The following is a 12757-nucleotide window of genomic DNA, read 5'->3' as shown; positions in this document are numbered from 1 at the left end:
CGCTCCTTTTTTGTGGGCTTCGGTGTAACCGCAACCGTGTTGGCGGCGAATATATTGCCGCAACTCGGAGGAGCCTGAAGCTCTTGAATAACCTTTACGCCGCAATTCTCTTCGGAGTTGGGACCCTTTCGCTTGCTGCCACTAGTGCATCGGCCGCAGAAATATTCGATGCGCCGGTCGCTACACGTCAGGCTGACGAACAAGGGTTGCAGGTGGCGATTTTTGCAGGTGGTTGCTTCTGGGGCGTAGAGGCGGTCTTCAGCCATACGCGCGGCGTGACAAGCGCTGTATCCGGTTATCACGGCGGCACCGCCGCCAACGCGATTTATTCGCGTGTGTCCCGCGGTTTTACGCGCCATGCAGAAGCAGTGCGCATCGCCTATGATCCTTCGGTCGTGCGTTACGATCAATTGCTGCAGATCCTGTTCTCGGTGGTTGCGGACCCGACATTGGTCAACCGCCAGGGCCCTGATCGCGGATCGCATTATCGTGCAGCCATTGTCCCCATGAATGCAGAACAGCGCGCCGTGGCGCAAAGCTATATCCGGCAGGTGGGCCGTTCGGGTGAATGGAGCGATCCGATCGCCGTGCGCATCGAAAGCCACCGTCGCTTTTACGAAGCCGAACGCTATCATCAGGATTTTGCACTGCGCAATCCGGACAATGGCTACATCCGTCGCTGGGATGCGCCCAAGGTCGCAGCATTGCGCGCGCGCTTCCCCGGCCTTTACCGTGCACGCTATCGCACCGGTTGATTGCACCTGCTCGCCAGCGCGCCTATGTTGGGCGCATGGCGACACGACATAACCACCACGAACATTCCGGCGACAAGCTGCTGGCCGAAGCTGCAACGGTGCTGACCGAAGCTGGAGAGCAATGGACGACAATGCGCGAGGACGTGTTCAAGGTGCTTGCCGCACAGGGGCGTCCGGTATCAGCCTATGATATTGCGGAAGATGTGGGCAAGGCGCGTGGCAAGCGTGTGGCGGCCAACAGTGTTTACCGTATTCTGGATCTTTTCGTGCGCACAAATCTGGCCAACCGGATTGAAAGTGCCAACGCCTATCTCGTCAACAGCCACCCCGGGTGCCGCCATGATTGCATTTTCCTGATTTGCGATGATTGCGGGCAGGCGGACCACTTTGATGATGACACGCTAACCGATGCCTTGCGAAAGGCAGGGAGGGCGCATGGTTATCGCGATGTGCGCCCCGTGGTGGAGTTGCGTGGCCTATGCCGTGATTGCGCCGCTTAGCCCACGACGAACCGTTCTTTTTTAACGCTTAAGCGTTCATCGACAGGCCAGAAAATGCGGTGTAAGACTGCATTATGACTGCATCTCGTCCGGATACGCCGCTGCTCGACACTGTCGGCACCCCTGAACATCTCCGCAAGCTAGCGCCAGAGCAATTGCGCCAGCTTGCTGACGAACTTCGCGCAGAGATGATTGATGCTGTCGGCTCCACCGGCGGCCATCTCGGGTCCGGCCTGGGCGTTGTCGAATTGACCGTCGCAATCCACTATATCTTCAATACCCCCGATGATCGGCTGATCTGGGATGTTGGCCATCAGGCCTACCCCCACAAAATCCTTACCGGACGGCGGGACCGCATTCGTACATTGCGCCAGGCTGGCGGGCTGTCGGGCTTCACCAAGCGCAGCGAAAGTGAATATGACCCGTTTGGCGCGGCGCATTCCTCTACCTCCATATCGGCAGGTCTGGGCTTTGCTGTTGCTAACAAGCTCAATGATGCGCCGGGGAAGGCGATCGCTGTTATCGGTGATGGCGCGATGAGCGCGGGCATGGCCTATGAGGCGATGAATAATGCCGAACAGGCCGGCAATCGGCTGGTGGTGATCCTCAATGATAATGATATGTCCATTGCGCCTCCGGTAGGCGGACTGTCCGCCTATCTGGCGCGCATGGTGTCCTCCAGCGAATATCTCGGCCTGCGCTCGCTCGCGTCCAAGGTGGCCAACAAGATTGGCCGCCGTGTGCATCATTCCCTGCACAAGGCAGAGGAATATACCCGTGGTATGGTGACGGGCGGAACCCTGTTTGAAGAACTGGGCTTCTATTATGTCGGCCCGATTGACGGGCACAACCTCGATCACCTCATCCCCGTGCTGGAAAATGTGCGCGATAGTGATCAGGGGCCGATACTGGTCCATGTCGTGACCACCAAGGGCAAGGGCTATGCGCCTGCTGAAGACAGCGCCGACAAATATCACGGCGTTCCCAAATTCGATGTTGTCACTGGTGAAAAGAAGAAAAGCGCTGCTGGTCCGCCCGCCTATCAAAATGTGTTCGGGGAAACTCTGGCGAAGCTGGCTGAAACTGACGACCGCATCTGCGCAATCACAGCCGCGATGCCGGGCGGGACGGGCGTTGACAAATTTTCACAGATGCATCCCGATCGTGCTTTTGATGTCGGCATTGCCGAACAGCATGGCGTAACCTTCGCCGCCGGGCTTGCCGCACAGGGCATGCGCCCTTTTGCGGCCATCTATTCCACCTTTCTCCAGCGCGCCTATGATCAGGTGGTGCATGATGTGGCGATCCAGAACCTGCCCGTCCGGTTTGCCATCGACCGTGCCGGACTGGTCGGTGCCGACGGCGCGACACATGCGGGATCATTTGATGTGACCTATCTCGCCAGCCTGCCCAACTTCGTCGTCATGGCCGCCGCAGACGAGGCTGAGCTTGTCCATATGACCTACACTGCTGCCCAGCATGATAGCGGCCCAATCGCTTTTCGGTATCCGCGCGGCAATGGTGTCGGCGTTGAGATGCCGGAGATGCCGCAGCTCCTTGAAATCGGAAAGGGCCGCGTAGTGCGCGGCGATGCCAAGGTTGGCAAAGTTGCCATCCTATCGCTCGGTGCGCGCCTGGAGGAGGCGAAGAAGGCAGCAGATCAGCTGGAAGCCATGGGCCTTGCCACCACGGTTGCCGACATGCGTTTTGCCAAGCCAATAGACGAGGCGTTGATACGTGAACTGGCCGATTCACACGAGGTGCTGGTCACCGTGGAAGAGGCGGCCATTGGCGGGATGGGTGCACATCTTCTGACAATGGCGAGCGACGAAGGGCTGACCGATCCGGACAGTTCGACAGGCGGCCTCAAGATCCGCACCATGCGCCTGCCCGATACTTTCCTTGATCACGATGATCCGGTGAAACAGTATGACAGTGCGCGCCTCAATGCGCCGCATATTGTCGAAACCGTTCTTGAAGCGCTGCGTCACAACAGCGCGGGCGTGACAGAGGCGCGGGCCTAGATCTTGCTGTGTGGAAAGGAATGCGGGTGATCGGTTATGTCATCCTCATCCTTTTGCTTATTTATGGCGGGCTGATTGCGCTGGTCTATCTCAACCAGCACCGCTTTATCTACGCGCCGCCTGTTGCCAGCAATGATGTTCCGTCTGGCTTTCGGAATGTTAGCTATGAGACGCGCGATAGGCTGGAACTGACTGCTGGCTATCTCCCGGCGCAAGACGGATTGCCCACCATCCTGTTCTTCCACGGCAATGGCGCCAACTGGCAATCTTCTGCCTTGGTAACAGCGCGGTTGGCACGCGCGGGCTATGGCATCATGGCCGCTGAATATCGCGGCTATTCAGGCAATGCCGGCACACCATCTGAAGCCGGATTGTATGAAGATGCGCGGGCCGCATGGCGTTTCCTGCGCGAAAAGCAGCGGTTGGCTGAAAGCGAAATTGTGCTGGTGGGCAATTCAATCGGCTCTGGCGTCGCCACCCAGCTTGCTACGGAAGTCCGTGCGCGTGCGCTGGTGCTGATTTCTCCATTCGATAGCATGGAAGAAACCGCCGCACGCAAGCTCCGCTGGTTGCCCGTCCGCCTGCTGCTGCGTGATCGCTATCGCAACGACCAGAAGCTGCCCGAAATCGGCGAACCGATATTAATCGTGCATGGCGAGGCAGATTCGCTCATCGCGCTTGAACAGGCGCAGGCGCTGGCCAAGGTGCGGGACGACACGGTGATCGAAACCTATCCCGAATGGGGCCATGACCTAGTGGTGCACGAACCGGTGCAGGACCGGATCATGCTATTCCTCCAGCAGCAGCACTGACGCCTAGCGCCTGTAGGCAGGGGGCAATTGGCTTTCATCAAGGCTGCGATAGCGTTCGCGCAGGCGGGTCTGATGGTTGTCGAGCGGCTGTTCAACCCCATCGATAAAAACCCTGACCGGTGCAGAGCCGACCTCCAGCGGATCGCCATCCCAAATCACCAGATCGCCATGCGCACCAGGTGCCAAAACGCCGGCACGCCCATCCATTCCCCCAATGGTGGCGGGAATGGATGTGATTGCGGCAAAGGCTTCGCCCCAGCTCAGGCCGGTTGCGCCCGGCACGTTGTTCAACGCGACCATATTACCAGCCTGTTGCGGCAAATTACGCGGATGGTCGCCGCTGCTTTCATAACCGCCGATGGCAACTGTTACGCCTGCATCGACCATGCGCCCGACATTGCTCTGCGTAGCGGCTAGCCGCTCAAAACTTTCGGGCAGGTCAATCAGCGCGCCGGTGATGACCGGCACACCCGCCGCCGCGATCCGGTCTGCAACCAGCCACCCTTCGGTGGCACCGATCAGCACAAGGTCCAGGTCCGGGAATGCATCGCGCAGTCCCAGCACCGAAAGAATGTCATTGGCGCGGTGGACAGCGACATACAGCTTCTGGTCGCCCCTGACGACCGGCACCAGAGCTGCGGCATCAAAACGGGTAAGCAGCACGTCGCCTTCACGCTCCGCCCGCCCCAGCAGGCGTGAATCGAGCGGCAGGTCATCGCCTGTGTCCACGCTGCCATTCCGACCCGCCGTGCGCAATTGCGCATCATCGCCATATTGGCCCGCTTCCCGCAGCGCATTGAGCAGCAAGGCATAAACCGACGTGCGGCTGCCGCCTGCAAGCCGTGCGCCCCGTTCACCCATTTCGACAAATTGGAAAGCGCGCGGACGTGTCACTGCGTCGTAATCAGAGCCAAGATCAATTACCGCGCCCTGTCCTGCAAAGATCGAGGAGCCCGCTGTGGGGGTGACGCTTGCACGTGTCACTCCGCCTGCGCGGCTGTAGCCAAAATCCTGCGCGGCCGGATTGATGGCCGGGGCTACATCAAGTGCGGCACTAAAGGGCGAATCGCCCGCTGCCACATCATTGCTTCCCGAAACTGCATCGACATCCACGAGGCCCAGATTGGTGATCGAGGCGAACAGGCCCGGCGTCACCCAGCTGTCGGTGCCATCAAGCACCGGAACGCCCGCAGGCGCGATTACGTCACTACCGGCGGCCACAACGCGGCCATTGCGCACCACGACAGTAGCATTGGTGATCGGATCGCTACCATCGCCCTTGGCAAGGGTAGCGCCAGTGATGACGATGTCCTGCGCTGCCAATGGCGCGGAGCACAGTGCAAGAGCAGAAATCGCAAGGCTGAAAAACCGAATCATTTCACGTCTCCTTCACCCGGCTGGCCAAGCTCGAAATCGCTCACCGGACGCATGGCGGAATTGTTCATGTCATACATGAGCGCGCCATCAATCCAGACCATTTCCGGACGCGAATAGATGGACAATGGATCACCGTTCCACAGCACCACATCGGCCATTTTGCCGGCTTCGAGACTGCCCGTCATATCAGCAATGCCCATGGCCCGCGCGGCGTTCAGCGTGATCCAGCTGATAACATCAGCATCGGCAATCTCTATGCCCATTCGGCGGCCATCGGCCTGTGCCTTGGCGGCTTCCTGATTGAGCCTCTGGATGCCATTTGCATCATCGGAATGGATGACGACGCAGGCGCCTGCATTATGGATGAGCGCAGCGTTTTCGGGAATCGCGTCATAGGCTTCCATCTTGAAGCCGTACCAGTCGGCCCAGACAGCCGAACAGACATTGTTGTCGCGCAGCAGATCGGCAATCTTGTAGCTTTCCACAGCGTGGTGAAAGGCGGAAACCTGATATCCGAACTCCCTCGCCATATCCATGACCAGCGCCATCTCGTCCGCGCGGTAGCAATGGTTCTGAATAAGGATTTCGCCATCTAGCACGCCCGCCAGCGTTTCCATCGCCAGATCGCGATCGGGGTTCTCCTCCGCCATGTAATCCTGCGCTTCCAGCCAGGTTTCGCGATTGACCGCAAAATTGCCCATACGTGTGGATGGCGCGCGGCCTCTTCCGCCGTAAACGCGCTTGGGGTTTTCACCGCAGGCCATCTTCATGCTGTAGGGCGCGCCGGGAAACTTCATGCCCTGCACGGTGCGGCTGGGCACGTTTTTGAGCGTGACCGAACGGCCACCCATCAAATTGGCAGAGCCGGGCAGAATCTGGAGGCTGGTAATCCCCCCATTGGCCATTGCCCGGCTGAAACCGGGATCCTGCGGCCATACCGAATGTTCCGCCCAGACTTCGGGCGTCGTCGGGCTGGTGGCTTCATTGCCGTCACTATGGGCCTGCACCGAAGGGGTCGGATAGTCACCAAGGTGCGAGTGGATATCGATGATACCCGGCGTGATGAACCTGCCGGTGCCGTCGACGCGGGTATATCCCGCCGGGACGGCAAGATCCGCCCCGCCAATGCCGACCACTTCGCCATCAGCAAACAGCACTATGCCATTGTCAATCCGGCCACCCGCGCCATCATAAATGGTGGCACCCACGACCGCGGTAGGGGTGCCCGGATAGCGCGCATAGGTAGAGGCGTAGGGGGCTGCGGATGCGTCACCAGCGGGGGGAGCGCTTGCCTGTGCGGGGCGTTCAGTGCCCGCTGCCGTGGTGCAGCCTGCAAGCACAAATGCAGCAATAGCCACGAATGCGGTGACAGGGCCGCGCGTTGCAATATGACGGGTCATTCTGCTTATCCGTGAGGTTGATTGGTAGGGTGAACGCCGCCCTCCTGGGCTTCAAGACCAGCGCCGGACCGACCTTCAAGATCGTCACCGACGTTTTCATCCTGCAGCGTATCAAGATGCATTAGCTTCTTCACGAATGGGGCGATCACCATGACGATTACGCCAATGGCCACGGCATACCAGCCAACGGTGGAATAAACCCCGAGCACGATCTGTTTGCCCGCTTCTTCGCCCACGCCCTCTGCACCGGTGGCTGCCGCGATCAGGCCTGCAGCAAAGTTACCGGCAGCCGATGCGAAGAACCATGTGCCCATGATGAGCGAGGCCATGTTGGCCGGGCTCAGGCGGTTCATCGCACTGAGGCCCACGGGCGAAAGGCAAAGTTCGCCTGTCGTGTGCAGCAGATAGATGAGGAAGATGAAGATCACTGGTGTCGGCACGCTGACGCCGACGCTTTCGGCGCCCCACACCAGCACCAGGAAGCCAAGACCAACCTGGATCACGGCGAGACCGAATTTCATCGGAGTGCTGGGTTCTGCACCTCTTCTGGCCAGGCCTTGCCAAACCATTGCGAAAACCGGTGCGAGCAGCACGATATAGATCGCGTTGATTGACTGGAACATCGATGCGTTCACGCCCTGCGTATCAACATGGCGATCAGTGAAGAGGTTGAGGCTGGAACCAGCCTGCTCGAACAATGCCCAGAAGACGATCGATACAAGGATCAGGAACATGGCAGCGAAGATGCGGTTGCGCTCTTCCGGCGCCAGTTTGGTCACTGCCGTGAACAGCACGAAGAGCACCAGTCCGCCACCAAAGATGCCAAGCATATAGCCGACCATTTCCTGATACTGGATCGCGGCCCAGCACAGCGCCACCATGGCGAGGCCAAGGCCATAAATCCCGTATTCCTTGCCGCCGGCAATCCGTTCGGGATGCTGCGATTCGCCCTTGCCGAGGAGCAGTGGCTTGCCGATCACAAAAAAGACCAGCCCGATCAGCATGCCGAAACCGGCAAGGCCGAATCCATATTGCCAGCCCACCGTCTGTCCGAGATAGCCGCAGATGATCGATGCTGTCGCGGCGCCGACATTAATGCCCATGTAAAAAATGGTGTAGGCCGGGTCGCGGCGAATGTCGGTGCGCGAATAGAGCTGTCCGACGATGACGGAGATATTGGCCTTCAGGAAGCCCGAACCCACGATGATGAGCGCCAGAGCAAGCCAGAACACATTGATCATCGGGTTGTCCTGGCCAAGCGACGCATCGCCTTCGAACGCCATGAAGAAGTGACCGAAGGTCAACAGGACCGCGCCGAACAACACTGCCTTGCGCTGGCCGAGGTAACGGTCAGCCAGATAGCCGCCGACAACGGGCGTAATATAGACCAGTGCCGTATAGGCACCATAAATGATCGACGCCTCGCTATCCGAAAACAGCCAATGCTGGACCAGGTAGAAAATCAGCAAGGCGCGCATGCCGTAGTAGGAGAAGCGCTCCCACATTTCGGCCATGAAGAGGAGGAACAGGCCCTTGGGGTGGCCGATAACTTCTTCTTGCGGACGGGTTATCAGGACAAGCCCGCTTATAAGAAAGCTGACCAGTGCGATGACGGCGAAGCGGAAGGTCCACATCTCGAACCCGGAACCGAATGTGAAAAAGAGGCCTTCGACCATATAAATGCAATCCCTCAGAAATTCGTCATCACGCTCTAATAGGCGCGGCTTTCCCGTAAAAGCGGGCACCCTAACGGCTTTTGCGCGCTTGTGAAGCTACGAAGTTGCGCTTGAAACCGCTTTTTTGCTCATTTCCTGCGAAGATGGTGCGCTTGACCTGCCGCGCTGTATTATGGCACTGAAGCACCTGCCATGACAGATTCCCGTCCCGTCTACCTGCGCTTGCGCGAACAGATCGCCGCCGCCATCATTGACGGACGCTATGCCGAGGGAGAAATGCTGCCGTCGGTCAGGGCATTTGCAGCCGATCAGGGGGCCAATCCGCTGACGGTGGCCAAGGCTTATCAGCAGTTCCAGGTCGATGGGCTGATCCGCGTGCAGCGCGGGGTCGGGATGTTCGTACGCGACGGCGCGGCTTCAAAATTGCGTCATAGCGAGCGCGAAAATTTCCTCCGTGAGGAGTGGCCCGCCATTCGTGAACGGATGGGCCGGTTGGGCCTGAAGCTTGCTGATCTTGCTGAAGAAGCCTGAATTTTACTGCAGAAGCGGAAATCTTGTAATAAACTGTCAAAAATATCGTGAAAAATCATTGGCCCCATTGCGCGCGTTGGCACTCTCTGCCAGTCTGCAACGCAATCGGTCTCCGGTCATGATGATCTGGCGATTGAGGTCATGCGGGTCGCGCCCATAACCCGGTCGGGAAATTATATGATCAGATCCGAACTTCTGCAGGCACTGGCGACTGATAATCCTGAGCTTCGGCCTGAAGAGGTCGAACAAATGGTCGACATTTTCTTTGATGAAATCAGCAGGCGTCTCGCCGAAGGCGGACGTGTCGAATTGCGTGGCTTTGGCACGTTCTCAACCCGTCAAAGGGATGCGCGCACCGGACGCAATCCGCGCACAGGTGAGGCTGTCGATGTTCCTGCAAAGCGCGTGCCCTATTTCAAGCCGGGCAAGGAAATGCGAGAGCGTTTGAACACAGATTAAGCAAATCAGTATTCATGTTGATGCCGCAGGCGCTGCCGCAAGGCAGGCTCTGGTCGGCACCTCCATATCTACGCCACCGCAAATTTGCGGCCTGGCAAATCACGTCTGCGCGTAAAAGTCGCTGCGAAGGCAAACCTACTTGGCAAACCGGTCATGCCGGCGCTAGGCGGGGCGGGCAATGTGCGGGCGTGGCGGAATGGTAGACGCCGGGGACTTAAAATCCCCTGTCCCTTATGTGACGTGTGGGTTCGAGTCCCACCGCCCGCACCAGCCTTCATGTGGGCGCAGCAATCAGGCTCAGCCCCGCGCAATTGTAAACGTGGCCTTGATGCGACCTTGCGGAAACCACGCAAGTGCATGCTGTTAATTCTTCATTACCTTGTCCCTATCACATTGTTTCATCAGAAATTGATTGCCTGTTTTGCCAGGTCGTCCGGTGATGAAAGCGGTGAAAGAAGGGTCGATGATGCGAAACCAGCTATGCGGCAATAATCTTGCCCCGGCACAAGATCACACTTCGGTCGATGGACCGGAAATGCGCAATGCTCCACGCTATACGTTGCTGATTAGGGCAGCCAAGCTGGTGACGCAGGCGGGGGAATTCCTGTGCGTCATCCGTGATGCTTCGGAAACGGGCATTTCTGCGCGCATATTTCATCCGCTGCCTTCCGGTCGGCAGATGAGCATAGAGCTGCAGAATGGTGACCGCTACGATGTAGAAATGGTGTGGCAGGATGCCGACCGCGCCGGCTTTCGTTTTGCCCATAGTGCCGATATCCGCAAGATAATCGAATGCCCCAGCCGCTTCGACAAGCGACCGGTGCGCATCAATCTGACTGCACCGGCGCAGGTCGAAATTCAGGGCAGGGCGGAATATGCGACCATCCAGGATATTTCCCAGCAAGGCGCCAAGGTCGCATGTTCCAGCAGCTTCGCGATAGATCAACGTGTGCGACTGATGGCTGATGGCATGCGTAACACATCTGCCAAAGTGCGCTGGCGGGGCAATGGTGCCTGTGGTCTCGTGTTCGAGGAAACTTTCCAATATGGCGAACTCGCCAGCATCGTTTCCCGATTGCAGAGGCAATCGCAAGCTGCCAGATCACTCGCGCGCGACCCCTTGTTAACTACCTCATAACCAATTTCCTTCACTCCCGGTCAGGAAGATAACCGGGGGCTTTCATGCACGATAATGGCCACGACAATGGCAAGACTTTTCACGGCGCGGCGGACGCAGGTGAAATCCAGGTTGATGTTGCGATTATCGGTGCCGGTCCGGCTGGATTGACCGCAGGCTATCTGCTGACCAAGGCGGGGAAGACCGTCGCCATTATCGAAAAAGATGCGACCTATGTCGGCGGCATCAGCCGCACGGTCGAACACGAAGGCTATCGCTTCGACATCGGCGGGCACCGCTTCTTTTCCAAAAGCCAGCAAGTCGTCGATCTGTGGAACGAGATTCTGCCCGACGATTTCATTCAGCGCCCGCGCATGAGCCGCATCTATTACGAGGGCAAATTCTACTCCTATCCGTTGCGCGCTTTCGAAGCCCTGTGGAACCTTGGCCTGTTGCGCTCGGCCATGTGCATGGTGAGTTACGCCAAGGCCAAGCTATTTCCCGCACGGGAGATAAAGAGCTTCGAGGACTGGACCAGCAACCAATTTGGCAAGCGGCTCTATTCGATCTTTTTCAAGACATATACCGAGAAGGTGTGGGGAATGCCCTGCAATGAAATGAGCGCCGATTGGGCCGCCCAGCGGATCAAGGGCCTGTCCCTGTGGAGCGCAGTGGTCGATGGCCTGAAACGCTCGCTCGGCCTTAACAAGTTGAATGACGGATCGGGTAAGCAGGCGAAAACCCTGCTCGAAACCTTCCGATATCCGCGCCTTGGACCGGGCATGATGTGGGATGCCGCGCGCGACAAGATTGTCGCCACCGGCAAAGGCCGGACCATCATGGGGCACGAACTCAAACAGCTCGCTGCCGATGGCGAGAACGGCTGGCGCATGACCGCCTCGGGCCCCGATGGCGATGTCGTGGTGAAGGCCGCCCATGCAATCAGTTCCGCTCCGATGCGCCAACTGGCAGCGCGTCTGCACCCACTGCCCGACACAACGCTGGAAGCGAACAATCTCAAATATCGCGATTTCCTGACAGTGGCTTTGATGATCCGTTCGGAGGATCTTTTCCCCGACAACTGGATCTATATTCACGATTCGAAGGTGAAGGTAGGCCGGGTCCAGAACTTCCGCAGCTGGTCGCCTGAAATGGTGCCGGACGAGAATGTCGCCTGCGTCGGTCTTGAATATTTCTGCTTCGAAGGGGACGGGCTGTGGTCAATGGACGATGCCGACCTTGTCGAACTGGCAAAGCGCGAAATGGACATCCTCGGACTGGTGTCGCCAGAAAAGGTGATCGGCGGCGCAGTGGTCCGGCAGGAAAAGGCCTACCCGGTCTATGACGAGGATTATGCCGCCAATGTCGATGCCATGCGCAGCGAACTGGAGGAACGTTTCCCCACACTGCACCTCGTCGGGCGCAACGGGATGCATCGTTACAACAACCAAGACCATGCGATGATGACGGCCATGCTGACGGTGGAAAATATCATCGCTGGCGAACGGATCTATGACACGTGGTGCGTGAATGAAGACGCCGAATATCACGAGGCCGGAGATGAAGGTGCGTATAAGGCGCTGCCCGAAGGCCGCCAGCAAGTGACAGAGGATCAGGCAGCCGCGCTCAATTCCATGCGTGATGTGCCGGAACGGATAGATGGCAGCAAAATCGCCGATGGCAGAAAGGCCGCCTGACATGACCGCCGCGCTTCTGCGCCTGATCGACATGAGGCTGACGCGCTATATGTTCGCCAGCGTTGGGGCGCTGGCGGTGGATCTGGGCGCATTTCTTGCGCTGTTGGCGCTTGGCACATGGCCCGCAGGTGCCTCGGCAATCGGCTATTCGCTCGGCATTCTGGCACATTGGCTGATGAGCAGCCGCGCGGTCTTTATCGGACATGTTGCGCAGCCCGGTCGCGCCCGCACGCGGCAAAAGGCGCTGTTTGTGGGCTCTGCGCTGATCGGCCTTGCGCTGACCACGGCCATTGTCTGGGCAGGCGACACCGGCGGGATCGATCCGCGTGCTGCAAAGCTGGTGGCGATCGCGGTAAGCTTTTTCGTAATCTGGCGACTGCGCAGCCGCGTGGTTTTCCGCTAGGGACTG

12 protein-coding genes and 1 tRNA gene are annotated in these 12757 nt (G+C 58.5%); 10 read left to right on the top strand and 3 right to left on the bottom strand.

Annotated elements, in window-relative coordinates; genetic code table 11:
* Positions 1-83: 83 nt before the first annotated feature.
* The 4 genes from msrA (at position 84) to CP97_RS01640 (ending at position 4091) form a co-directional block, all read left to right on the top strand.
* A complete protein-coding gene (gene msrA, locus CP97_RS01655) occupies positions 84-755 on the top strand; it encodes a peptide-methionine (S)-S-oxide reductase MsrA (protein ID WP_048884517.1) in 672 nt (223 codons plus the stop codon).
* A 35-nt stretch (positions 756-790) separates the two neighbouring features.
* Positions 791-1255: a Fur family transcriptional regulator gene (locus CP97_RS01650; protein WP_048884516.1), complete on the top strand. Its 465-nt coding sequence runs from the start codon at positions 791-793 to the stop codon at positions 1253-1255.
* A gap of 74 nt (positions 1256-1329) precedes the next feature.
* Positions 1330-3279 carry a 1-deoxy-D-xylulose-5-phosphate synthase gene (gene dxs / locus CP97_RS01645; protein WP_048884515.1) on the top strand — a complete coding sequence of 650 codons (1950 nt, stop codon included), beginning with the start codon at positions 1330-1332 and terminating at the stop codon, positions 3277-3279.
* Positions 3280-3305: 26 nt separating this feature from the next.
* Entirely contained in the window at positions 3306-4091 is a 786-nt protein-coding gene (locus CP97_RS01640) for an alpha/beta hydrolase (protein WP_161485424.1), read from the top strand.
* Positions 4092-4094: 3 nt separating this feature from the next.
* On the opposite strand, the gene CP97_RS01635 is transcribed toward CP97_RS01640, so the two are convergent.
* The 3 genes from CP97_RS01635 to CP97_RS01625 are packed head-to-tail and all read right to left on the bottom strand — an operon-like array spanning position 4095 to position 8544.
* Positions 4095-5468 carry an amidohydrolase family protein gene (locus tag CP97_RS01635; protein WP_048884513.1) on the bottom strand — a complete coding sequence of 458 codons (1374 nt, stop codon included), beginning with the start codon at positions 5466-5468 and terminating at the stop codon, positions 4095-4097.
* Positions 5465-6868 carry an amidohydrolase gene (locus CP97_RS01630; RefSeq protein ID WP_048884512.1) on the bottom strand — a complete coding sequence of 468 codons (1404 nt, stop codon included), beginning with the start codon at positions 6866-6868 and terminating at the stop codon, positions 5465-5467. The genes CP97_RS01635 and CP97_RS01630 overlap by 4 nt, the downstream gene beginning before the upstream one ends.
* A gap of 5 nt (positions 6869-6873) precedes the next feature.
* The gene (locus CP97_RS01625) at positions 6874-8544 is read right to left on the bottom strand and encodes a peptide MFS transporter (RefSeq protein ID WP_082863678.1); all 1671 of its coding nucleotides are present in this window, start codon (positions 8542-8544) and stop codon (positions 6874-6876) included.
* 192 nt (positions 8545-8736) lie between these two features.
* On the opposite strand from CP97_RS01625, the gene CP97_RS01620 reads away from it, so the two are divergent.
* The 6 genes from CP97_RS01620 (at position 8737) to CP97_RS01595 (ending at position 12751) form a co-directional block, all read left to right on the top strand.
* Positions 8737-9075: a GntR family transcriptional regulator gene (locus tag CP97_RS01620; RefSeq protein ID WP_048884511.1), complete on the top strand. Its 339-nt coding sequence runs from the start codon at positions 8737-8739 to the stop codon at positions 9073-9075.
* A 177-nt stretch (positions 9076-9252) separates the two neighbouring features.
* Positions 9253-9534: an integration host factor subunit beta gene (locus CP97_RS01615; protein ID WP_048886613.1), complete on the top strand. Its 282-nt coding sequence runs from the start codon at positions 9253-9255 to the stop codon at positions 9532-9534.
* 182 nt (positions 9535-9716) lie between these two features.
* A tRNA-Leu gene (locus CP97_RS01610) sits at positions 9717-9804 on the top strand.
* 193 nt (positions 9805-9997) lie between these two features.
* On the top strand, positions 9998-10672 hold the full coding sequence (locus CP97_RS01605) for a PilZ domain-containing protein (protein ID WP_161485423.1): 675 nt from the start codon (positions 9998-10000) through the stop codon (positions 10670-10672).
* A gap of 44 nt (positions 10673-10716) precedes the next feature.
* Positions 10717-12348 carry an NAD(P)/FAD-dependent oxidoreductase gene (locus CP97_RS01600; protein WP_082863677.1) on the top strand — a complete coding sequence of 544 codons (1632 nt, stop codon included), beginning with the start codon at positions 10717-10719 and terminating at the stop codon, positions 12346-12348.
* Complete coding sequence (locus tag CP97_RS01595) at positions 12311-12751, top strand: GtrA family protein (protein WP_227819639.1); 441 nt, start codon at positions 12311-12313, stop codon at positions 12749-12751. Before CP97_RS01600 ends, CP97_RS01595 begins: the two co-directional genes overlap by 38 nt.
* The last annotated feature ends 6 nt before the right edge of the window (positions 12752-12757 follow it).

This window comes from Aurantiacibacter atlanticus (assembly GCF_001077815.2).
Taxonomy (GTDB): Bacteria; Pseudomonadota; Alphaproteobacteria; order Sphingomonadales; family Sphingomonadaceae; genus Alteraurantiacibacter; species Alteraurantiacibacter atlanticus.
Note: the sequence above shows the minus strand (reverse complement) of the source record. Positions and strands in the feature narration are given on the sequence as shown.